The sequence below is a fragment of the Pseudomonas sp. DSV-1 genome (assembly GCF_035830915.1).
Taxonomy (GTDB): Bacteria; Pseudomonadota; Gammaproteobacteria; order Pseudomonadales; family Pseudomonadaceae; genus Aquipseudomonas.
In genome coordinates, this window is record NZ_JAYMYG010000001.1 from 1,800,225 (window position 1) to 1,821,791 (window position 21,567).

General features: G+C 59.6%; 18 protein-coding genes. 15 read left to right on the forward strand and 3 right to left on the reverse strand.

Features of this window, described 5'->3' with window-relative positions; genetic code table 11:
• Window positions 1-2 precede the first annotated feature (2 nt).
• The 6 genes from bcsZ to VSQ83_RS08570 are packed head-to-tail and all read left to right on the forward strand — an operon-like array spanning window position 3 to window position 9,079.
• Window positions 3-1,241 carry a cellulose synthase complex periplasmic endoglucanase BcsZ gene (bcsZ, locus tag VSQ83_RS08545; RefSeq protein ID WP_133078188.1) on the forward strand — a complete coding sequence of 413 codons (1,239 nt, stop codon included), beginning with the start codon at window positions 3-5 and terminating at the stop codon, window positions 1,239-1,241.
• Complete coding sequence (locus VSQ83_RS08550) at window positions 1,217-5,149, forward strand: cellulose biosynthesis protein BcsC (protein WP_326426027.1); 3,933 nt, start codon at window positions 1,217-1,219, stop codon at window positions 5,147-5,149. Before bcsZ ends, VSQ83_RS08550 begins: the two co-directional genes overlap by 25 nt.
• A gap of 17 nt (window positions 5,150-5,166) precedes the next feature.
• On the forward strand, window positions 5,167-5,835 hold the full coding sequence (locus VSQ83_RS08555; protein ID WP_219261277.1) for an SGNH/GDSL hydrolase family protein: 669 nt from the start codon (window positions 5,167-5,169) through the stop codon (window positions 5,833-5,835).
• Between the two features lie 20 nt (window positions 5,836-5,855).
• Window positions 5,856-6,494, forward strand: coding sequence for an alginate O-acetyltransferase AlgF (locus VSQ83_RS08560; RefSeq protein ID WP_326427691.1), 639 nt, complete (start codon window positions 5,856-5,858; stop codon window positions 6,492-6,494).
• Between the two features lie 18 nt (window positions 6,495-6,512).
• The gene (locus VSQ83_RS08565) at window positions 6,513-7,928 is read left to right on the forward strand and encodes an MBOAT family O-acyltransferase (protein ID WP_133078192.1); all 1,416 of its coding nucleotides are present in this window, start codon (window positions 6,513-6,515) and stop codon (window positions 7,926-7,928) included.
• A gap of 11 nt (window positions 7,929-7,939) precedes the next feature.
• The gene (locus VSQ83_RS08570; protein WP_442800227.1) at window positions 7,940-9,079 is read left to right on the forward strand and encodes an alginate O-acetyltransferase AlgX-related protein; all 1,140 of its coding nucleotides are present in this window, start codon (window positions 7,940-7,942) and stop codon (window positions 9,077-9,079) included.
• 169 nt (window positions 9,080-9,248) lie between these two features.
• Here VSQ83_RS08570 and VSQ83_RS08575 read toward each other — a convergent pair whose 3' ends face one another.
• The gene (locus VSQ83_RS08575) at window positions 9,249-9,827 is read right to left on the reverse strand and encodes a TetR/AcrR family transcriptional regulator (RefSeq protein WP_326426031.1); all 579 of its coding nucleotides are present in this window, start codon (window positions 9,825-9,827) and stop codon (window positions 9,249-9,251) included.
• Between the two features lie 164 nt (window positions 9,828-9,991).
• Between VSQ83_RS08575 and VSQ83_RS08580 the strand changes: the two genes are divergently transcribed.
• The 3 genes from VSQ83_RS08580 (at window position 9,992) to VSQ83_RS08590 (ending at window position 12,765) form a co-directional block, all read left to right on the forward strand.
• Complete coding sequence (locus VSQ83_RS08580; protein WP_326426033.1) at window positions 9,992-10,774, forward strand: SDR family NAD(P)-dependent oxidoreductase; 783 nt, start codon at window positions 9,992-9,994, stop codon at window positions 10,772-10,774.
• 64 nt (window positions 10,775-10,838) lie between these two features.
• Window positions 10,839-11,837 (forward strand): NADP-dependent oxidoreductase, encoded by a 999-nt coding sequence (locus tag VSQ83_RS08585; RefSeq protein WP_326426035.1) that lies wholly within the window; start codon window positions 10,839-10,841, stop codon window positions 11,835-11,837.
• Between the two features lie 76 nt (window positions 11,838-11,913).
• Window positions 11,914-12,765, forward strand: a complete 852-nt coding sequence (locus VSQ83_RS08590; protein WP_326426036.1) for an AraC family transcriptional regulator — start codon at window positions 11,914-11,916, stop codon at window positions 12,763-12,765.
• Here VSQ83_RS08590 and VSQ83_RS08595 read toward each other — a convergent pair.
• Complete coding sequence (locus VSQ83_RS08595; RefSeq protein WP_133078198.1) at window positions 12,762-13,349, reverse strand: LysE family translocator; 588 nt, start codon at window positions 13,347-13,349, stop codon at window positions 12,762-12,764. The two genes, VSQ83_RS08590 and VSQ83_RS08595, sit on opposite strands and share 4 nt — an antisense overlap.
• A gap of 181 nt (window positions 13,350-13,530) precedes the next feature.
• Between VSQ83_RS08595 and VSQ83_RS08600 the strand changes: the two genes are divergently transcribed.
• The 4 genes from VSQ83_RS08600 to VSQ83_RS08615 all read left to right on the forward strand — a co-directional run bounded on the left by VSQ83_RS08600 (window position 13,531) and on the right by VSQ83_RS08615 (window position 17,469).
• The gene (locus tag VSQ83_RS08600; RefSeq protein WP_133078199.1) at window positions 13,531-14,088 is read left to right on the forward strand and encodes a helix-turn-helix domain-containing protein; all 558 of its coding nucleotides are present in this window, start codon (window positions 13,531-13,533) and stop codon (window positions 14,086-14,088) included.
• A gap of 22 nt (window positions 14,089-14,110) precedes the next feature.
• Window positions 14,111-15,457, forward strand: a complete 1,347-nt coding sequence (locus VSQ83_RS08605) for a glutamine synthetase family protein (protein ID WP_133078266.1) — start codon at window positions 14,111-14,113, stop codon at window positions 15,455-15,457.
• A gap of 114 nt (window positions 15,458-15,571) precedes the next feature.
• Window positions 15,572-16,387 (forward strand): hypothetical protein, encoded by an 816-nt coding sequence (locus tag VSQ83_RS08610; RefSeq protein ID WP_374105691.1) that lies wholly within the window; start codon window positions 15,572-15,574, stop codon window positions 16,385-16,387.
• Window positions 16,388-16,410: 23 nt separating this feature from the next.
• Window positions 16,411-17,469, forward strand: coding sequence for a linear amide C-N hydrolase (locus tag VSQ83_RS08615; protein ID WP_326426037.1), 1,059 nt, complete (start codon window positions 16,411-16,413; stop codon window positions 17,467-17,469).
• 244 nt (window positions 17,470-17,713) lie between these two features.
• Here the strand turns inward: VSQ83_RS08615 and VSQ83_RS08620 are convergent, their stop codons facing one another.
• On the reverse strand, window positions 17,714-19,300 hold the full coding sequence (locus tag VSQ83_RS08620) for an aldehyde dehydrogenase (NADP(+)) (protein WP_326426039.1): 1,587 nt from the start codon (window positions 19,298-19,300) through the stop codon (window positions 17,714-17,716).
• 366 nt (window positions 19,301-19,666) lie between these two features.
• Here VSQ83_RS08620 and VSQ83_RS08625 point away from each other — a divergent pair, with 366 nt between their 5' ends.
• Together VSQ83_RS08625 and VSQ83_RS08630 are read left to right on the forward strand one after the other, a co-directional pair.
• Window positions 19,667-20,890, forward strand: a complete 1,224-nt coding sequence (locus VSQ83_RS08625) for an SfnB family sulfur acquisition oxidoreductase (RefSeq protein ID WP_133078202.1) — start codon at window positions 19,667-19,669, stop codon at window positions 20,888-20,890.
• A 2-nt stretch (window positions 20,891-20,892) separates the two neighbouring features.
• A complete protein-coding gene (locus VSQ83_RS08630) occupies window positions 20,893-21,558 on the forward strand; it encodes a methionine ABC transporter permease (RefSeq protein WP_219261463.1) in 666 nt (221 codons plus the stop codon).
• Window positions 21,559-21,567: the final 9 nt, after the last annotated feature.

A 21,567-nucleotide genomic window follows, 5' to 3' on the forward strand; every position in this document is an offset into this window, starting at 1 on the left:
GCATGAGTTTCTTCGCGATCTTTCGCAATAAAACCTCAACGAGGCGCCTGCATACGGCGCTTCGTTTGCTTGCCTGTGCTTTCGTAACGTTCACGCTGACGCCTGCGGTGGCTCAAGACGAGGCGTGCAAAAATGCTCAGTGGCCGCTTTGGCAGACCTATGCCTCGCATTTTGTGCAGGCTGACGGCCGGATGCTGGAGTCCAGTGCGCAGGTCAATCAAAGCTCTTCCGAAGGTCAATCCTACGGGATGCTTTTCGCACTGATAGGCAACGATCAGGCGCGCTTTGAAAAGCTGTGGCAATGGACCTTGGCCAACATGGCAGGTGCCGATGTGAGCAAGCGCCTGCCGGGCTGGCTGTGGGGGCAGGGCAAGGACGGCACATGGCAATTGCAGGACGCGAACTCGGCGTCCGATTCGGATTTGTGGATCGCTTATTCGCTGCTGGAGGCAGCGCGTTTGTGGCAGCGGCCGGACTATCGCGAAGCTGCGTTGCAGCTGCTTGCAAACATAGAAACCCAACTGATAGTGAGCTTGCCCGGTTTGGGCAAAATGGTGTTGCCGGGGCCACAGGGTTTCGTGCAGCCCGACCACCTGTGGCGGTTGAATCCCAGCTACCTGCCATTGCCGCTGCTGCGTCGACTGGCCAAGGAGTCACCGGCCGGACCTTGGAAAGAAATAGCCGAAAACACGGTGAAAATGATCAAGGCTTCCAGCCCCAAAGGCTATGTGGCCGACTGGGTTGGTTACCGTGCCACCGGGCCGAAAGCCGGTTTGTTCGTGGTTGATCCGATCACAGGCGAGCAGGGCAGTTATGACGCGATTCGCGTGTACCTGTGGGCAGGCATGACGCCCAAGTCCGATCCACTGGCAGCCCCCTTGCTGGCGATGCTGGACGGTATGTCAAACAGTACTGCGTCCACCGGTATTCCACCGGAAAAAGTCCAGGTCATCAGCGGTGCACTCGAGGGCCAGGGGCCGTTCGGGTTCTCGGCTGCGCTGATCCCGTACTTCCAGACCAAAGGTCAGCCCTGGCTGGCACAGGCCCAGCAACGTCGAACCGTACAAGCGTTGGACAAGGCACTGGCCACTGTCGGCGGCGAGCGTACCGAACCTTTGTATTACAACCTCATGCTCAGCTTGTTCGCACTCGGCTGGGCTGAAAATCGTTTTCAGTTTCGTGATGACGGAACACTCAAATTGTCTTGGGAGACGTCATGCGTCCGCACCGCCACTCGCTAGCCATAGGTTTTTTAACCGCCATGATCAGCACTGCCGTCCACGCCGACACAAGGGACGTGCAATCGCAGTTGGTCGAGCAGGGCCAGTACTGGCAGGGCCGTGACAATTCACTACGAGCTGCTGAAGCTTGGGAAAAAGTGTTGCGTCTGGACCCCAATCAAGTCGACGCCCTTTACGGTATGGGCCTTGCCAGCATCAAGCAGAAAAAGTCTGCGCAAGCCAGGCAATACCTGGAACGCCTGCAGGCTTTGTCGCCCCGCCCTTGGTTGGCTGCGCAGCTGGAACAGGACCTGGCCCTTACCGAGCCGCAGAACATCGCGCTTCAAGCCGAGGCTCGCCGTCTGGTCGATAGCGACCAGCGTGACCAGGCGACTCAGGTGTTTCGCAAACTCTTTGCCGGGCGCACACCGTCAGGCACTTTAGGCCGAGAGTATTACAACAACCTTGCATTCAACCCTGCAGGCTGGCCGGAAGCTCGCAAAGGCATGGAGCGTTTGCTGCACGAAACGCCGAATGACTCGATTCTGGCGCTGTTTCTTGCCAAGCAATTGGTTCGTCACGAAGACACTCGTCCCGAAGGTATTCGTGCCCTGGCCAAACTGTCGACGCGGCCCGACATCGGTGGTGACGCTGACGAGAGCTGGCGTCTGGCGCTGGTGTGGTCCGGTCCTCCGAGCGCTGCCCAGGCACCTTTGTTCGAAGCTTTTTTGAAGGCTCATCCGGATGATCAGGAAATACGCGATCTACTGAACAAAGGTAAATCGAAAGCCAGCACTGCTGGCCGGGTAGCGAGCTGGCAACCAGATCCACTGGTAGAACGTGGATTGCAAGCCCTTGAAAAAGGCGATCAGGCAGGTGCCGAGCAAGCTTTCGCCGCACGCCTGAAAATCAAGGCCAATGACCCTGATGCACTGGGTGGTCTTGGTGTTGTGCGCCAACAACAGAATCGTCTGGTTGAGGCTGAACAGTTGCTCAACCGTGCCATTGGCAATGGGGGGGCGCGATGGAAGCCCGCATTGGACAACGTGCGCTACTGGGCCTTGCTGCAACAGGCGCGCAACCAGGCCAAGGCTCAACCCGACAAGGCCCGGCAGAACATTGCGCAGGCCATGCGTCTTAACCCTAAAGGCGTCGAAGCGCGCCTGGCCCTGGCAGATCTCCAGGCCCAGAACGGTCAACTGGATGAAGCCCAGGCCAGTTATCGCCAAGTATTGAGTGTGCAGCGAGATAATGCGCAGGCCGTACAAGGGCTTGTGAGTGTTCTGTCGCAATCGGGGCAGGCCGATGAGGCATTGCGCTTGCTCGATACCCTGACTGCAGCCCAGCAGGCCGAAATGGGCGGCGGTGGTCGGCTGCGTGCGCTGCGCTCCACCCAGGCGGCTGCATTGGCCGAACAGCGGGGTGATACCCGTGGTGCGCAACAGGCGTTGGTGCAAGCCGTCAAGGACGACCCGGATAACGTTTGGACCCGTTTTGACCTCTCCCGCCTTTACCTCAAGACCGGCGAGCCACAAAAAGCCCGAGACCTGATCGACAGCTACCTCAAGGCGCATCCGAACGACGTTGACGCGCTTTACACCAGCGCTTTGCTCTCGGTGGAAATGGAGCAGTGGGACGCTGCCCAGGCCGCCATCAGTCGCATTCCTGCGGGCCGCCGCACCGCCGATATGAGCGAGCTGGCCGACCAGATTACCCTGACGGTGCAAGTCAAACTCGCGGCTACCATGGCCAAGCGCGGCCAGCGTCAGGAAGCCCTGGCCCTGCTTGATCGTTTGCAACCGATGGCCAGCCGCAGCCCGGACCGGATGGCGACGCTGGCGTCGGCCTATGTTGACACCGGTGACGCCACACGTGCGTTGACCATGATGCGCGACGTCATTAGCCAGACACCGACACCGTCCGCTGACCTGATGTTGCAGTACGCCAATCTGCTGTTGAAGACGGGCAATGATGCTCAGGTCAATTCGATTCTGCGGGGCCTGCAAAATCAGCCAATGAGCCTTGCTACACGCAAGCGCTTCGATGATCTGCTTTACCAGTATCGTATTCGTCAGGCAGACCTGCTGCGTGAAGGCGGTGATCTGGCAGGCGCTTATGACACGTTGGCACCGGCGCTGGCGTCACGCCCCGGGGATGCGGGTGCGGTTTCGGCACTGGCGCGCATGTATGTCAGCAGCGGTGACAATGCCAAGGCATTCGAGCTGTACAAACCCTTGCTGCAGCGTCAGCCAAACGACCCGCAGATCTTGCTCAATGCAGCGGACGCCGCCGTTCTGGCCCGTGATAACGGCTACGCCGAACGTGCGCTGGAGCAGTTCGTGAAGCTGCAAAACTACGACCCGCAGTCCTTGACCGAAGCGGCACGGATCTACCGCAGCATGGGCAAGTCTGCTCAAGCCACCCACCTGTTGCGCAAGGCCGTAGACCTCGAGCAGACCGAGAAAAAACGCAGCCTGGCGACGCAGGCTGCCGGTACGGGCGCGGCGCCCAACCCTTTTGCAGGTTTGTCGGGGCCGGGTAATCAGGTTGGCCGCGGGGCGATCGACGGGATTCCTGCTCCGGCGCAAGCCGTGCTGGATTCGGCATCGTATAGCGCAGGCAGCAATTCGTTATTGCCCCAAGACGTCTATCCAGGTCAGCAACAAGCCCGCGTGGCAGCCGCAATCCCGAGCCGTGCGGCCGTGCCCTCCGGGCGATTTGGCAATGCCGGGGCCAATCCTTTCGCGCCGCAAGGCACGGTCAATGTAGCGGTAGATCAGGCCAGTTCTGCCCAGCGTGCACTGGACAGCATCCTTCAGGAACGCAGTGCTTACGTGACTCAGGGTGTGACCGTGCGCACCAATGACAGCGAGCCGGGCCTGGGCAAGATGACCGATATCGAGACGCCGCTGGAGATTAATTTCCCGGCAGGTGACAACCGTCTCGCTGTGCGTGTGACGCCGGTATCCCTGAACGCAGGACGGGTGGGTGTGTATGCCGCTGAACGCTTCGGCAGTGGCAACGCGTCAACCGAAGGTATTGGTGCCCAGCGTGAAAGTGGTGTGGGTGTGAGCGTTGGCTTCGCTCGTCCGGATGAAGGCATCAAGGCTGACATCGGCACTACGCCAATCGGCTTTCAATACAGCACCGTCGCCGGTGGTGTGAGTGTGGATCGCCCGCTCGCCAGCAATTCCAATGTGCGCTATGGCGTCAACGTCTCGCGCCGTCCGGTAATCGACAGCGTGACGTCGTTCGCCGGTACTACCGATGAACGTAGCGGGCAGTCGTGGGGCGGTGTGACGGCTAACGGCGGTCGTGGCCAACTGAGCTACGACGACCAGGCGATTGGCGCCTATGGCTACGGCGCGTGGCACAAGCTGTTGGGCCATAACGTAGAGTCCAACAGCCGTGCCGAACTGGGCGCCGGTGTTTACTGGTATCTGCAAAATGATGAAGACAGCAAGCTGACCCTCGGCCTGAGCGCCACTGGCATGAGCTTCGACAATAACCAGAACTTCTTTACCTACGGTCACGGCGGCTATTTCAGCCCGCAAAGCTACTTTGCCCTTGGGGTGCCGGTGGCCTGGTCGCAGCGCACCGAGCGCCTCAGCTATCAGGTCAAGGGTTCGGTGGGTGTCCAGTACTCCCATCAGGCGGGTGCGGACTACTTCCCTGGCGACAGCACGCTGCAAGCTGAAAACGACCAGCGCTACTCCAGCGAGAGCAAGGCTGGGGTTGGTTACAGTCTCTCCGCAGCCGGTGAGTACAAGTTTGGTTCAAACTTTTTTCTGGGGGCCAATCTTGGTCTGGACAATGCCCAGGACTACCAGCAAGTCACGGGTGCCATGTACTTGCGTTACATGTTTGAGGACATGAACGGCCCGATGGCGCTGCCGGTCAGCCCTTACAGTTCCCCTTATTCCAATTGATGTCCTGGAGACTTTAAATGCCTTCATCCGTTCTAGCCGGTATGACCCTTCTTGTTCTTGGGGAGAGTCACATGAGCCTGGCCAATCACCTGATGGAACCACTGCACGCCAACTTGACCCAGCAAGGCGCGAATGTGCATTCGATTGGCGCGTGCGGGGCCAGCGCTGGCGATTGGCTTATCACCAAAAAAGTCGATTGTGGGGCTGAAGAAAAAGGCAGCGGCAAGATTGTGATCAAGGGGCGTGATGCGACTACAACCCCAATCAAGGACTTGATTGCCGCCGACAAGCCGGACCTGGTGGTGCTTGTGATTGCCGACACCATGGCCTCGTACGACAAGCCGGTATTTCCCAAGGCCTGGGCGTGGCAGAACGTGTCTGCACTGGCCAAGGAAATCACCGCCAACGGTGCCAAATGCGCATGGGTAGGCCCGGCGTGGGGCAAAGAAGGCGGCATGTACAAGAAAAACGATGCGCGCACCAAACTGATATCCGCGTTTTTGGCAACCAACGTCGCGCCTTGTACCTACATCGACTCCCTGGAGTTCTCCAAGCCCGGGCAGTGGGTGACCACTGACGGCCAGCATTTTACTGTTGCGGGCTACAAGTCCTGGGCCAATGCCATCGGCAATGCGTTGGGCAAACTGCCGCCTGAAGCGGTCAGCGCCAAGGGAGAGAAGAAGTGATTCGTCCACTGACGGGTGCGATGACACTGTTATGTAGCATGTGCACCCTGGCTGCCGATTTTGCCCTGTATCCCACCGGCCCCAGCCAGGACGCAGCCTTCATCCGCTTCGTCAACGCCACCACGGCGCCCCTGGACGTCATCGGCCAGGCAGGACAGCCGCCGTTGCGCCTTGAAGTGGCGCAGCCGGCGTCGCTATTGTTCCCGGTGGACTCGACCAGTCCGGTCAAGGGTTCTCTGGTCAGTGGCGGGCAACAGCTGGCGCTGGATCTCAAGGTTGAGCCCGGGGAGTTCGCGACGATTGTTGTCGTGTCGCAGGGTGCGGGTATCGAGCAAGTCGCCGTGCGTGAGACACCTGACGATTTCAACGGCCTCAAGGCTTCGCTTGCGTTCGTTAACGTCGATAAATCCTGCAGCGATGCCAGTCTGCGTCCTGCCGGGCGCAGCGCCGATCTGTTCAAGGCGGTGCCCGTCGCCAGCCTGCAACGGCGCTCGATCAATCCGGTGAACCTTTCGGTGCAACTGGTGTGCGCCAACGCCAATGTGGGTGCTGCGCTGGATTTGGGCATGCTCAAGGCGGGGGAATGCTACAGCGTGCTGCTGGTGCCTTCTGCCAGCGGGCCACGTCTTTTGAGCGCAACGGACACTCTGTCCCACTGATCGGATTCTGCCGCTGCCATGGTCTTCGCCTCACTCGAGTTCCTGACGCTGTTTCTGCCAGCCTTCATGCTGATTTACGCCCTGGGCAAGCCCCAGTGGCGTAACGTCATTCTGTTGATCGGCAGCTGGTTGTTCTATGGCTGGCTGAACCCGATGTTCCTCGCGTTGCACGTGGCGTTGACCATCGTTGCCTGGGTCGGCGGGCTGCTGATTGATCGCTCCCGCGAAGACTCAAAGGGCAGGGTGCGGCTGTTGATTGCGCTGATCGTGTTCAACACCGCAGTGCTGTGCTGGTACAAGTACGCCAATATCCTGGCTGCAACCTGGATGGAATGGATTACCTGGCCGGGCGCGATGCCCCTGGAGTGGCAGCGTGTGGCGCTGCCGGCAGGGCTGTCGTTTATCGTGCTGCAGGCCATTTCCTATCTGGTGGATGTGCACCGCCATACGGTGCCAGTAGAGCGCAGCTTCATCAACTACGCCACCTATATTTCGATGTTCGGCCACTCCATAGCAGGTCCGATCATTCGCTATGACTGGGTGCGTCGTGAGCTGACCCGGCGCTATTTCGACTGGCAGAATTTTTCTCTGGGCGCACGCCGTTTCATGGTCGGCATGTGCATGAAAGTGCTGGTGGCAGATACTCTGTCGCCATTGGTGGATGTGGCGTTCCATCTGGATAATCCGTCCTTTGTCGACGCCTGGATCGGTTGCCTGGCCTACTCGTTGCAACTGTTTTTCGACTTCGCGGGCTACAGCGCCATGGCCATCGGCCTCGGCCTGATGCTGGGCTTTCACTTTCCGGAAAACTTCAACCAGCCTTACCTGGCCAGCAGCATTCAGGATTTCTGGCGGCGCTGGCACATGTCCTTGTCCAGCTGGTTGCGCGACTACCTGTATATCGCCCTGGGCGGTAACCGTAACGGGGCCTGGAAGACCTATCGCAATCTGTTCCTGACCATGGCCATTGCCGGGCTTTGGCATGGCGGCGATAGCTGGAATTACCTGCTGTGGGGGGCCGCTCACGGGGTGGCGCTGTGTGTGGACCGGTTGTGGTCGCGATCGAACCTGCCGAGTATTCCTCCACTGTTCTCCCATACCCTGACACTGCTGTTTGTGTTCATGGCCTGGACCCTGTTCCGTGCGCCGGATTTTGCATCGGCCCTGACTATGTATGCCGGCCAGTTCGGTTTGCACGGGTTTGCCTTGGGCGACGCGTTGGCCGTGACGCTGCGCTCGGCTCACGGCCTGGCGGCGCTGCTCGGCGTGGCATGCATTATCGCGCCGCTGTTCAAGGACCGTGTTGAGCAGCGTTTTGGTACTCAAGTGTGGTTTGTTCCTATAGCGGCCCTGTGGCCGGTGGCGGGTTTTCTGCTCTCGTTCGCGTTGATCGCGAGCCGCGAGGCGGTGCCCTTCCTCTACTTCCAGTTCTGATGGCCGCGCCCATGTCTTCTTCAACGCCCCAACCGGCTGTACCGACTGAACTCACCGCCCGTGTCAGCAGGTTGGGCGGCGTTGTGTTTGTCGTATTTCTGGCCGTCAGCTTTGCCTCGTCGATGTGGCTGTTGATCAGCGGCAAGGTCCAGATGCTGCCCCCCGACCTGACCCGCGACGCGGTGCTGCATGGCGAGGTCACCCACAAGATCGCCAAGCAGTTGTCAGAGGCTGGGGTGCCGCGAAAGGCGGCAGATCTGGAACGCGGCGCGAGCTGGCTGATGCTGCACGACACCGGCGCACGGGTCCGTCCGGGATGTGATGGCTGGTTGTTCTTGACCGATGAAATGCGCATCAACCGTCATGCTCAGGCCAATGCACAGATCAAGGCGGCGGCGGTGCGTGATATCCAGCAGCAACTGTCGTTGCGAGGCATCCGCTTGCTGGTGGCCGTGGTCCCGGACAAGAGCCGTATTGCCAGCGGGCAGCTGTGCGATTTGCGTCGGCCGGTGCAGTTGCACAATCGCGCAGTGGCCTGGGTTGAAGCGCTGAACAAGGCAGGGGTAAGTGCTTTGGATCTGGCGCCAGCCCTGCAATCACTGGGCAGCGAAGCTTACCTGCGCACTGACACCCACTGGAGTGAGGCGGGCGCCTCGGCGGCGGCCAAGGCCATCGCTGTGCGGGTACAGGCGATGGGGATCACTGCCACACCCCACAAGGATTATGAAACGGCACGGCAAGACCCGGCGCGTCGCCCGGGAGATCTGGTTCGCCTGGCCGGTCTTGAATGGTTGCCAGCAGGATTGCAACCCGCAGCCGAGTCTGTGGCGGCGAGCCGGTTCAGTGAGAAAGCCGGGGAATCGCAGGGTGATGCAGACAGTCTGGATGACCTGTTTGGCGACGATAACCTGCCGAATGTGGCACTGATTGGCACTTCGTTTTCTCGCAACTCCAATTTCGCCGGGTTTATGCAACAGGCCCTGGGTGCGCCGATTGGTGACTTTGCCAAGGATGGAGGCGAGTTTTCCGGTGGTGCCAACAACTACTTCAATAACCCGGCATTCAAACAGACGCCCCCTGCGCTTGTGATCTGGGAAATCCCCGAACGTGATTTGCAAACGCCTTACAGCGACGTGATCAGGCTGTTGTAAATCGCCGGTCTGTAGTCGCTGACGATCCGTGCGAGGCTGCGTCAGGTTTGGTGCGCCACTGAGACGCAGCAGTCGTAAAGTCAGCCTCTTCGGTTTTTCAGGCACACCGCGTGTTCCGGTTTTGCGACCGCTTCGCGATCAATCGCAGCCACGCTACGCTCCTCAGCGACTACAAGTCGCGGGGGGCCATGGGGCCGAGAATCTGCTTGCGGCAAACCTCGAGAATTTCATCTGCCAGCGCGCTGTTATCAGGGCAGGCCCGGGACAGCACGATCGCACCAATGGCATGGGCCATGGTGTCTATTATCCTGGCCCGCATGTCCTGTGGCTCAACGCCGGCGAACGTGGCACCTGAGCGCTCAACGGCGGCCAGCATGTTTTCGAGCCCTTGGGCAAAGGTTGTCTTGACCTCTTCAGGCTGTCGCGCTGCGTCCCCGCACAAGGCCGCCAAGGTGCAACCCTCTCCCGGCGCATCACGGTGCTGGCGGGAGAGGTACTGGTCAAAGAACCCGGCAATATCGTGCTCTGCGCTTTTTTCCAGCGAGCTTGCCAGTCCGCACGCGGCAGCTTCAGCCATCAGGTCAGCCTTTGAGCCAAAGTGCTTGTAGAACCCGCCATGGGTAAAGCCGGCCGCGGCCATGAGATCCGCCACCCCCACACCGTCATAGCCACGCTCGCGGAACAGCCTGGAAGCCGTCTCGACGATGTGTGCCCGGTTCGCCTGCGCCTGTGCTTTTGTGACCCTCATCGCTTTATGCCTCGTTCAAACCACTGACAATCAAGCGCCCAATATACATGGATGTCGACCATCATCAAAATAGTTGACGATTTAGATTCTGATCATCATCATAAAGCCTCTTCGATCGACAGGCCGCATCCCGCGGCTGGATTTATTCTTGAGAGAGCGCCTCCATGACTACTCATTCCTCAGTCCTTATCACGGGCGCTTCCAGCGGTATCGGGGCGACCTATGCCGAGCGCTTTGCTCGCCGTGGCCACGATCTGGTGCTGGTTGCCCGCGACAAGGCGCGACTGGAAGCCCTGGCGACACACTTGCGCCAGCAATACCGTGTTGCCGTCGATGTGTTGCAGGCAGACCTGACCCAATCCAGTGATCTGGAGGTGGTTGAAGCGCGGCTGCGTGACGACTCCAGCATAAGCATCCTGATCAACAATGCGGGCATTGCCCAGTCGGGTGGTTTTCTGGAGCAGACAGCACAGAGCCTCACGACGATTATTGCGCTCAACACTGTTGCGCTGACGCGACTGGCCAGCGCGATTGCGCCACGGCTGGTGCAGGCCGGTGAGGGGGCGATCGTCAATATAGGTTCGGTCGTAGGCCTGGCGCCTGAGTTCGGCCAGTCGGTCTACGCTGCAACCAAGGCGTTTGTGCAGTTGCTGTCACAAGGGTTGAGTCACGAGTTGTCGCCCAAGGGGGTTTATGTCCAGGCGGTTTTGCCTGCCGCAACCCGCACCGAAATCTGGGAGCGCGCAGGTATCGATATCAACGTCCTGCCTGAGGTGATGGAGGTGGGTGAGTTGGTCGATGCCGCGCTGGTCGGTTTCGACCGCCGTGAGCGAGTGACCATTCCGCCTTTGCATGACGCTGCCCGTTGGGATGCGCTGGACGGCGCCCGTCAGGCGCTGCTGGGGGATCTGCGGATGGCCCATGCTGCCGATCGCTATAAAAACTGATTGATGCGGGGTTGCCGCACCGGAGGCAGTTGCCGCTCGGTGCCTCAACCCGGAGCCGCCTGCTATGAAAGCTTTTTTTATCGTTGGATATGGCAAGGACACTGGACGGATAGGGCACTTGCCCGACCCTGACGTTGGACCCGACGAAGTACTGGTCAAGGTGCATGCCGCCAGCGTCAATCTGCTGGACTCCAAAATCCGCAAGGGCGAGTTCAAACTGATCCTGCCCTATCGGTTCCCGCTGGTTCTGGGTAACGATCTGGCGGGCGTGGTGCTGCGTGTGGGCGACAATGTGCGTCAGTTCAAGCCGGGAGACGAGGTCTATGGACGTCCCAGCGAGGACAGCATGGGGACTTTCGCTGAGCTTATTGCGGTGTCCCAGGATGCGCTTGCGCTTAAACCCGTCAACCTCGACATGGCGCAGGCAGCGTCCATCCCTTTGGTCGCGCTGACGGCCTGGCAGGTGCTGGTAGAAACCGCGCAACTGAAAAAAGGGCAGAAGGTGCTCATTCACGCAGGTTCCGGCGGGGTGGGCAGTATTGCCATTCAGTTGGCCAGGCACTTGGGCGCTTTCGTGGCCACGACCACCAGCACCCGCAACGTTGAATGGGTGAAGGCCCTCGGGGCCGATGTTGTGATCGACTACAAGCAGCAGCACTTCGACACGTTACTGCACGACTACGACGTGGTGCTGAACAGCCTTGACGCTGGCACCCTCGAAAAATCCCTCAAGGTGCTGAAACCGGGAGGCAGGCTGATTTCGATCTCCGGCCCACCTACTGCGCAGTTTGCCAAGGCTCAGGGGCTGAACTGGGGGTTGCAGCAGGTCATGGGCCTTCTGAGCTATGGCATCCGCCGCAAAGCCCGCAAGCAGGGTGTGAGTTATTCATTTGTTTTCATGCGGGCCAATGGCGAGCAGTTGCGTGAAATCAGCGCGCTGATTGAGTCTGGTGTGATCAAACCAGTGGTTGACCGGATGTTTGAGTTCAACGACACAGCGCAGGCGTTGAGTTATGTCGAGCAAGGCCGGGCCAAAGGCAAGGTTGTCATTCGTGTGACCTAGCTTCAAGTGCTAGGCTGGCAGGCAGACAAAGGCCGTGAAATCCATCGTGGCCCATGATCTTCCCGGTCCCGATACCATGCCCGCAAGCAATCAGGTCAGTACCCTTGCCGTCGATCCAGGCTGCGCAACTCCGAAATTCTGGAGGGATGCGCAGTTGCCTTTTATCGAGGCGCGCTCAATCGCCGATGGCCGCAAGGTCTGCTATGCGCGGCACTCTCACGAGATATTTTCAATCGGTGCGATCACTTCAGGTTGCTGCAATTACCTGCATGAAAAAACCTCCCACACCATCAGCGCAGGTACGGTGGTGCTGATGAATCCGGGGGATGTTCATGCCTGTAATCCGGTCGAGGATCAGCTGTGGTCATACGTGATGTTGTATGTCGATGCCCACTGGCTGGCAGGTATTCAGCACGGTTTTGAGGCGGATGCCAGCGGGGTGTTTCATCCCGTCGCGGCCACTCACACCCAATCCCCAGCATTGTTCAACGGCCTGACCGCCCTCTATGCACAACTGGTCGACCCTCGGCTAGAGGTGCTGGCCAAGCATGAGGCGGCGATCCTGTTTTTTTCGTCGATGCAGCAAGAGCTGGGCGGTTCGGTGGCGCTGCGCAAGAGCGCCAATGTGCGGGTGGAGCGGGCCGCCGACTATATTGATGCGCATTTCCTGCGCACGATTCGACTGCAGGACATCTGTGAAGCTGCCAGCCTGTCAGAGGCTTACCTGATTCGCGCATTCGAGCAGCGTTACCACATGACGCCCCACGCCTATCTGATCAACCGGCGGATTCAACATGCGCAGACGCAGTTGCGCGAAGGTGCGTTGATCGCCGATATCGCTCATCAGACCGGCTTTGCCGATCAGGCGCATTTTCAGCGGGTATTCAAAAAATATCTCGCCGCCACGCCCGGCCAGTACAAGACTTAAAACCACAGCAAAGAGACCGCACAGCCCGCCAGCATGGCCGCCATGCTGCGGTTGAACAGGCGAATGCGCCTGGCGCTGCGCAGATAACGGCTCAGGAATGCCCCGGTGCAGGCCCAGCAAGCCACGGACGCGTAGCAGACGACAAAGTAGATCAGCGCGAACGACCAGATCAGCACGGCCTCACCGCCGGCGACAAAGGCGCCCATGCCCGCAACAGCAGCCAGCCAGGCCTTGGGGTTGAGCCACTGCATGGCCGCGCCTTTTAAAAATGAGGGGTGTTGCGTGTCACCCTCGAACTCGATCCGGCCGTTATCCATCGCCAGCTTCCAGGCCAGGTAAAGCAGGAAGGCCATGCCTGCCCAGCGAATCAGGTCGGTCAGTATCGGCCACTGCTTGAGCACTTCATGCAGGCCGAAACCGGTAAACAGCAGCAGCACGACAAAACCGACCGTTGCGCCCAGCACATGGCGCAGGCTGGGGCCCAGGCCAAACTGCATGCCGGAACTCAGGGCGACGACATTGACCGGTCCGGGTGAGATGGATGCTGCCAGGGCAAACGCCGCCATCGAAATCAACACGCTCATCGTTACTGTGCTCCGTTCAGGGGTGTGCCAGAAGGTTAATGGGCGGGCACTTTGACGTATTGAACAAAACTCCCCTGTGAAGACGTTGGCGGATGCGAGCAGAGCAACTGCCTTGCACTTGTGAAATTTAACCTGTAATTTTTCATGAAATTAAATTACTAAAATTTCACGGCGGCCCGGGATGAACAAGCAAGAAGAGATGGCCGCGTTGGCGATCCTTATCCACGACCTGCGCAAACACAAGAAATACACCCTCAAGGAACTGGCGGACAAAATCGGCCGCTCGGTGGGTTTTTTGTCCCAGGTCGAACGCGGGATATCGCAGCCGACAGTGGCCGACCTGACAGCGATCAGCGAAACCCTGGGCGTGCCGACCACCTATTTCTACAGCCTGCCAAAACCCAAACAGTTGCCCTGGGTGACCCGCCCCGATGAGCGCCGCACGTTGTATCTGGGCAACGGAATTACCGACATTCTGGTCTCGCCAAAAATCCGCGCCTCGTTCTCCATGCTCGAGAGTCTGCTGGAAGCTGGCGCCAACAGCGGCGAGCGGCATATGACGGACAGCTCGGAGCAGGGCGGCTACGTGATCGAAGGTCAATTGACCCTGTGGCTGGGCGACGATGATGAGCCCGCCACCCTGTACGCCGGGGACAGTTTTCAGTTCGACAGCCACACGCGCTGTCGCTACGCCAACCTGACATCGCAGCTCACGCGAGTGCTGTGGGTCTACACCTGATAACAATAAAGGAACTCCCATGATGGATGCTGCATGCTCCGATTTGCTGGCCGAAGTGCGTGCCTTTCGCCAGCACAACCCCGAGGTGCGTTATGTCGATCTGATTTCCCTGGATATTCCCGGGCATTTCTACGGCAAGCGCTACCCCATCGACATGCTTGAAAAAGTGGCGGCGGGCAGCGTGCTCAAATTGCCGCAAAACTGCGTGTTACTGGGTGTACAGGGCGGGCTGTTCAAAATTGGCGACTACTGCTTCAACGACGGCGACCCGGATGCCGTCCGACGCCTGGTGCCAGGCACGCTCAAGCCGGTGACCTGGGAAGGCAAGCCGCTGGGCCAGATGCTGATTACCTCCGATGGCACCGAAAAACCGATTGTCTTCGAGCCCCGGGAAGTCCTCGCCCAGGTGTTGGCCCGACTGGCGCGAAAGGGCATTCACCCGGTGGTGGCGTTCGAGCTGGAGTTTTACCTGTTCGACAAGCAACTGCGTGAGGGGCTGGTGCAGTTTCCTCGTGATCCGTTGAGCGACGATGCCGATGACCAGCCCAATATGCACATCGAACGCTTGTCGCGCTTTTCTCCAGTGCTTGATGACATGGTCGATGCGGCGCAGGCCCAAGGGATCGAGGCAACCGTGATCACGGCCGAACTGGGGCCGGGGCAATTCGAAATCAATTTTGGTCATCTCGACGACGGTTTACGTGCGGCGGACTGGGCGGCCCTGTTTTGTCGCAGCACCCGGGGCGTTGCCCTCAAGCACGGCTATCGCGCCAGCTTTATGGCCAAGCCCTATCTGCAGCATCCTGGCAGCGGCATGCATGTGCATGTCAGCCTGTATGACGCTGACGGCAACAACCTGTTGGCACTCAATCAGCAGCAGCCGCTGCGGCATGCCGTTGCGGGTTGCCTGGCATTATTGCCCGCGAGCATGCCGATTTTTGCTCCCAACCAGAACGCGTTTCGCCGACTGGGCGGCACGACCAATATCGCTACCCAGGCCAGTTGGGGTTATGAAGACCGGGATGCCTGCTTGCGGATTCCGGAGTCTGATGCAAAAAACCTGCGGATCGAATATCGCCTTGCGGGCGCCGATGCCAACCCCTATCTGGTGCTGGCGGCGATTCTGGTCGGGTTGGAGCATGGGCTTGAGGCGGGTAAAGAGCCGATTTTGCCGCTTAACGAAGACCGCAACAGCGGTATCGCTTTCCCGCTTGAGATGCTTGAAGCCGTGCGGGGCATGCAGCACCAGCCTCAGTTGCGCGAAGGCTTGGGCGGCGAATTTGTCGATGTTTACTGCGAGAACAAGCGTCAGGACCATTTGGCTTTCATGCAAGAAATCAGTGCCCGGGAATATCGCTGGTTTTTGTAAATGCCTTATGGGGTAAAGACTTATTGGCGCCGGCAATGACTGCACCTGACAGCAGATTTTCAGGGGATACCTGCTATACCTACTGGTTGAATCCATGACCGGTTAATCAGGGCAATGAGAAAACAGACTGTCAGATGTGCGTCTGCGGCGTTGCCGCTGGTGTTTTTCCTGCAGATGGCGCAAGGGAGTGAGCCGCCAGCAACCACCAGTACCCGTGACTCGGAATGGTTGTTGTTGGCGAGCCCCTTTGTGTGGGCTCCGTCAATGAGCGGGCAAGCGGCGCTTGGCGGGGTCAATACAAAAGTGGATGTACCGTTCTCGGATGTGATGGAAAATTTGAGTTCGGTTTTCATGGGTAATCTGGAACTGACCAATCGCACGCTGGGGTTTTATGTCGATGGCGTCTACGCGAAAACCCACCAGTCCGAGAGGGTGTTCGGGCGCAAGGTAGGTCTGGCAATCGCCCAAAGCACCCTTGCGGTGGGTGCGTATTACCGTGTCTATGAGTATGAGTTTGGCGGCTCCACGATATTTGGCGAACCTCGCGCCTGGCGCGTTGAGCCCACGGTCGGTGTGCGCTGGACCAAGCTGTCGACAAAACTGAGCGTCGACTCTGTGGGTTTCAGCACCAAGAAAAAAACCGAGTGGACAGACCCGTTCGTGGGCTTGCGCATGCAGGCCGACCTGACGGACCGCTGGCTGCTCTCCGGCGAAGCCGACACCGGCGGGCTGGATACATCCTCCAAAAAAACCTGGAACGCCCAAGGGTATCTGGGTTACCGGATGTTCCTGGCGGATCACCCCACGATCATTCGCGTCGGTTATCGGGTGCTGGCTCAGGACTATCGAACCACCGACTTTACCGGCAACAAGTTCAAGTACGACGTGACCCAGCGCGGCCCGGTACTTGGCTTGTCCATGCGCTTCTAAACCCGTATTGAGGATTCAAGTGAATGAAGTTGCTCAAACACACCCAACATCTGACGTTGGCACTGGCAGGCTTCATGCTCGCGTTGCCGGTCGCCAATGCCTGCACCCGTCTGGTTTATCTGGGTGACAACGACACGGTGATCACGGCGCGGTCCATGGACTGGAAGACAGACGTGGCAACCAATCTGTGGATCTTCCCCCAGGGTATGCAGCGCACCGGGGAGGCAGGGCCGGGCTCGCTGAAGTGGACGTCCAGATACGGCAGTGTGATTGCCACGGGCTACGACATTTCAACCACTGACGGGGTCAACGAAGCCGGGTTGTCGGCAAACCTGCTGTGGCTGGTGGAGTCTGAATATCCGCCGGTCAATAAAGACAAACCCGGGTTGAGCATTTCTGCCTGGGCCCAGTATGTCCTGGACAACTTCAGCACCGTTGCCGAAGCGGTCGATGTACTCAAGACCGAACCCTTCACCGTTGTCACCGCCAATGTGCCGGGTGAAAGTCGTTTGGCAACGCTGCACCTCTCAATGTCCGATGCCTCGGGCGACAGCGCGATCATTGAGTTTATCGATGGCAAGCAAGTGATTCACCACGACCGCAGCTATCAGGTCATGACCAACTCCCCTGCGTTCGATGCGCAGTTGGCAATGAATGCGTATTGGCAATCCATTGGCGGGACGGTGATGCTCCCCGGCACCAATCGTTCTGCAGACCGCTTTGCCCGGGCGTCTTTTTACGTCAATGCGGTGCCAAAGAATCAGGACGCGCGCTTGTCACTGGCCAGCGTATTCAGCGTGATCCGCAACGTTTCAGTACCGTACGGCATTACCACGCCCGGCGAGCCGAACATATCCTCGACCCGCTGGCGCTCCGTGATCGATCACAAGCAGGGGTTGTACTTTTTCGAATCGGCCGTCACCCCGAACACGTTTTGGGTGGACTTGAACAAGGTCGATTTTTCAAAGGCAACGGGCACCGTCAAAAAGCTGAAACTGGGCCCGGACCAAAGCACCATTTACTCCGGGGAGGTCTCAAGCCGCTTTCAGGTCACTCCGGCGTTCAAGTTTGAGGGGGTTTAATAATGCGCGGCGGCCTGAGGGCAGAAATCACCTGGGTCCGCACTGCCTGATATCGCGGAACTACGTGTTGTAGTCGCTGACGAGGTACGAGGCTGCGATGGACCGCGAAGTGTCCCGGCTTTTGAAGGCCCTGCGGTCCTTATCGCAGCCTCGTACCTCGTCAGCGGCTACAAATTGATCTTTAGATGAAATTACATTGCCTGACGGACCTGTACGCAGGGCCCCATTACGGGGCCCGCGCAGATCAGCTGGCCAGTGCGTCGCGGCTGTGCTTGCCGTCAAGCAAGCGCTGGATACCCAGCGGGTTGGTGTTTTTAAGCGCGTCCGGCAAAAGGCTGTCCGGATAGTTCTGGTAGCACACCGGGCGCAGGAAGCGGTCGATGGCCAGCGAGCCCACCGAGGTGCCACGGGCATCGGATGTCGCCGGATAAGGCCCGCCGTGAACCATCGCATCGCACACCTCGACGCCGGTCGGGTAACCGTTGAGCAGTAACCGTCCGGCCTTGTGTTCAAGCACCGGCACGACCTCGGCGAACGCCTGCAAGTCAGCGGGCTCGGCAATCAGCGTGGCGGTCAGTTGGCCATGCAAGCTATGCAATGCCTGCATCAACTGCGCCTTGTCCGCGACTTCGACCACCAGGGTGGTCGGTCCGAAGACCTCTTCCTGCAACACCTCGGCGCCATCGATCAGCAGGCTGGCATTGGCCTGGAACAACTGCGGGCTGGCCTGATTGCCTTGTTGCGGCGCGCCTGCAAGGTGGCGGATACCATCGACCCCTGCCAGGCGCTGGATACCTTTGCTGTAACTGACCAGGCCCCCGGCATTGAGCAGTGTCTGTGGGGCCTGAGCGTTGAAGAACTGGCTGAGTGCCTGGACAAAGGCACTGAACCCGGGTGAGCGGATACCCAGCACCAGGCCCGGGCTGGTGCAGAACTGGCCTGCGCCCAGCATCACCGAACCGCCCAGCTCCCGTGCAATCTGCTCGCCGCGGGCAAGCAGCGCCTGAGGCAAGACCAGCACCGGGTTGATGCTCGACATCTCGGCAAAAACCGGGATCGGCTGGGGTCTTGCTGCGGCCATGTCGCACAGGGCACGGCCTCCGGACAGGGAACCGGTAAAGCCGACAGCGTGAATCGCGGGATGCTTGACCAGCACAGCGCCCACCCCCGCACCGTAGATCATGTTGAACACACCGCCAGGCATGCCGGTGCGCTCGGCGGCGCGCACAATGGCAAGCGCCACCCATTCAGCGGTTGCCATGTGCCCGCTGTGAGCCTTGAACACCACCGGGCAACCGGCCGCGAGTGCCGAAGCGGTATCACCGCCAGCCGTGGAGAAGGCCAGCGGGAAGTTACTGGCCCCGAACACGGCCACCGGCCCTACGCCCATTCGGCACTGACGCAGATCTGCACGGGGCAAAGGCTGGCGGTCAGGCAGCGCCTGATCGATGCGCGCGCCGTAAAAATCACCACGGCGCAGCACGTTGGCAAACAGGCGCATTTGCCCGCTGGTGCGCCCGCGTTCGCCCTGGATGCGCGCAGCTGGCAAGGCAGTCTCGCGGCAGACAATGGCGATGAAATCGTCGCCCAGCCCGTCAATTTCTTCGGCAATGGCCTCCAGGAACTCGGCCCTTCGGGTGGCGGGCAAGCTGCGAAAAGCTGGAAACGCGGCGCTGGCCGCACTGACAGCGGCATCCACTTCGGGTTCGGTGGCCTGGATAAAGTGGTAGGGCAGCGCTTCGCCGGTGCTGGCATCCACGCTTTGCAGGTGCACGGTGCCAGCACCGCTGCGGTGTCCGCCAATAAAGTTCTGTCCGGTGATGCGTGTCATATCAATGTCCCTTCAGGCCAGTGCTACAAGATTTTTGTGCCAGCTGCGAATCAGGTAATCGCGCCGCAGCTCTCTCAAAAGGGAACCCTCAAGGCTCCTTCAGGCGGCCACTGTAGTTTTTGTCGAAGAGGCTGCCCAATGACGAATGTGGATTGGGCGATAACCATTGGTCATACCTTGACCCCGCCAAGGGTGTTGGCCAGGCAACAGTTGCAACACAGACTGTTGCCCTGGCAACTCCGGATGTTTCTTGTTTTTCGTAAGTAATTGATTTTTATATATAAAATAGATGGCATGGTTTCTGCTCTCACCCATTTAACGGTCGCTCCTGCTGGCGACCCATTATGAGTAACGAGTGAGAAGTCCATGTCGTACGCCCCTGCCGATGCCCCGTACCCCCTTTCTGTTGCCAATGCCCATGTCATCCGCACGGATGCTGAAGCCATCGACGTCGCCCATAAAGTCGCGGCGTTTCTGCTGGAGGGTGATGCTGAACGTGATCGGCTGCGCCAGGTGCCTGCCGAGGTGGTGGATGTGTTCTCCAACAGTGGCTTGTGGGGCATCACCGTGCCCGGGGAGTACGGCGGCGCGCAGGTGTCATACGCCACGCTGGCCGAAGTGATCACCATTATTTCCGCTGCGGATGCTTCCCTCGGGCAGATCCCGCAGAACCATTACTGCCTGCTTGAAGATATCCGCCTGCAAGGGACGCCAGAACAAAAGGCTTTCTTTTTTGACCTGGCGCTCAAGGGCAATCGTTTTGCCAATGCCATCTCGGAGACCGGCGGCAAGACGGTGCAGGACATCCAGACGCGCTTTGTCCGTGACGGCGATGAGGTGCTTGTCAACGGTCGCAAGGGTTACTGCACCGGCTCTTTGTATGCTCACTGGCTGGGTGTGCTGGCGCTGGATGACGAAGACAGGGCGCATCTGGCCTTTGTGCCGCGCAACAGCCCGGGACTCACTGTGGTGGATGACTGGTCGAGCATCGGCCAGCGCAACACCGCCAGTGGCACGGTGCTGGTGCAGGATCTGCGGGTGCCCGGGTTCAATGTCTTCAAAACCTACCGCTCCTATGAAAACCCGACCCTGGCCGGTCCTTTTGCCCAGATCACCACGGCCGCCATTGACGCCGGGATTGCCCGTGCGGCGTTGCGCGATACTCTGGTTTTTGTCCGCGAACACGCCAGGCCCTGGATCGACTCGGGGCTGGAAAAGGCCAGTGATGATCCACTGACCATCATCCAGATCGGCCGGCTGAGCATCCAGCTGGATGCCTCTGAAGCCTTGCTCGAACGCGCAGGCAAAGTGATGGACAGCGTACGGGCGGCGCCCGATGAAGACGGTGTGGCGCGTGCCTCGGTGGCGGTGGCCAAGGCCAAGGTACTGACCACCGAAATTGCCCTGGAAGCCAGTACCCGCCTGTTTGAACTGGGCGGTACGCGCTCTTCGCTGGCCCGCCATAACCACGACCGTCACTGGCGCAATGCTCGCGTACATACCCTGCATGACCCGGTGCGCTGGAAGTACCACGTGGTGGGTAACTGGCTGCTGAACGGGATCAACCCTCCACGTCACGACTGGTCATGAGCATGGTCGAGCTGCTGGTCAGCCTCAACTGGCCGGAAATCGGCCAGGCCTGCATTGCCACGCTGAGCATGCTTGGCGTGGCGCTGGTTTTTACCGCTCTGCTGGGCCTGCCCCTGGGGGTCTTGATGTTCCTGACCGGCAAACAGCAACTTCACGCCAAACCCGGTGTGTACCGGGTGCTGTCGATGCTGGTGAACATGTTCCGCTCCCTGCCGTTCATTATTTTGCTGATTGCGCTGATCCCCCTGACCGCTTTTCTCATGGGCACCTCTTTGGGGGTGAAGGGGGCCATTCCACCGTTGGTGGTGGGTTGCACGCCGTTCTTTGCACGGCTGGTTGAAAGCGCCCTGCGTGAGGTCGACCACGGGGTGGTGGAGGCCACCCAGGCAATGGGCGCCAGTACCTGGCAAGTGGTGCGGCACACCTTGTTGCCCGAAGCGCGCGGCGGGCTGATTGCAGCTATCACCGTTACCGCCATTGTTCTGGTCGACTGCACCGCGATGGCGGGGGTGATCGGTGGTGGCGGGCTGGGGGATCTGGCGATTCGTTTCGGCTATCAGCGTTTTCAGACTGACGTGATGGTGATCACTGTGGCGCTGCTGGTCCTGCTGGTTCAGGGCCTGCAAGTCAGCGGTGACCGTCTGGTTCTGCACTACAGCCGTCGCTGAGACGGCCCA

Bases quoted from the DNA above. Each gene is read 5' to 3' on its own strand.
- bcsZ (WP_133078188.1), top strand. From the start codon at position 3: ATGAGTTTCTTCGCGATCTTTCGCAATAAAACCTCAACGAGGCGCCTG.
- VSQ83_RS08550 (WP_326426027.1), top strand. From the start codon at position 1,217: ATGCGTCCGCACCGCCACTCGCTAGCCATAGGTTTTTTAACCGCCATG.
- VSQ83_RS08555 (WP_219261277.1), top strand. From the start codon at position 5,167: ATGCCTTCATCCGTTCTAGCCGGTATGACCCTTCTTGTTCTTGGGGAG.
- VSQ83_RS08560 (WP_326427691.1), top strand. From the start codon at position 5,856: ATGACACTGTTATGTAGCATGTGCACCCTGGCTGCCGATTTTGCCCTG.
- VSQ83_RS08565 (WP_133078192.1), top strand. From the start codon at position 6,513: ATGGTCTTCGCCTCACTCGAGTTCCTGACGCTGTTTCTGCCAGCCTTC.
- VSQ83_RS08570 (WP_442800227.1), top strand. From the start codon at position 7,940: ATGTCTTCTTCAACGCCCCAACCGGCTGTACCGACTGAACTCACCGCC.
- VSQ83_RS08575 (WP_326426031.1), bottom strand. From the start codon at position 9,827: ATGAGGGTCACAAAAGCACAGGCGCAGGCGAACCGGGCACACATCGTC.
- VSQ83_RS08580 (WP_326426033.1), top strand. From the start codon at position 9,992: ATGACTACTCATTCCTCAGTCCTTATCACGGGCGCTTCCAGCGGTATC.
- VSQ83_RS08585 (WP_326426035.1), top strand. From the start codon at position 10,839: ATGAAAGCTTTTTTTATCGTTGGATATGGCAAGGACACTGGACGGATA.
- VSQ83_RS08590 (WP_326426036.1), top strand. From the start codon at position 11,914: ATGCCCGCAAGCAATCAGGTCAGTACCCTTGCCGTCGATCCAGGCTGC.
- VSQ83_RS08595 (WP_133078198.1), bottom strand. From the start codon at position 13,349: ATGAGCGTGTTGATTTCGATGGCGGCGTTTGCCCTGGCAGCATCCATC.
- VSQ83_RS08600 (WP_133078199.1), top strand. From the start codon at position 13,531: ATGAACAAGCAAGAAGAGATGGCCGCGTTGGCGATCCTTATCCACGAC.
- VSQ83_RS08605 (WP_133078266.1), top strand. From the start codon at position 14,111: ATGGATGCTGCATGCTCCGATTTGCTGGCCGAAGTGCGTGCCTTTCGC.
- VSQ83_RS08610 (WP_374105691.1), top strand. From the start codon at position 15,572: ATGAGAAAACAGACTGTCAGATGTGCGTCTGCGGCGTTGCCGCTGGTG.
- VSQ83_RS08615 (WP_326426037.1), top strand. From the start codon at position 16,411: ATGAAGTTGCTCAAACACACCCAACATCTGACGTTGGCACTGGCAGGC.
- VSQ83_RS08620 (WP_326426039.1), bottom strand. From the start codon at position 19,300: ATGACACGCATCACCGGACAGAACTTTATTGGCGGACACCGCAGCGGT.
- VSQ83_RS08625 (WP_133078202.1), top strand. From the start codon at position 19,667: ATGTCGTACGCCCCTGCCGATGCCCCGTACCCCCTTTCTGTTGCCAAT.
- VSQ83_RS08630 (WP_219261463.1), top strand. From the start codon at position 20,893: ATGGTCGAGCTGCTGGTCAGCCTCAACTGGCCGGAAATCGGCCAGGCC.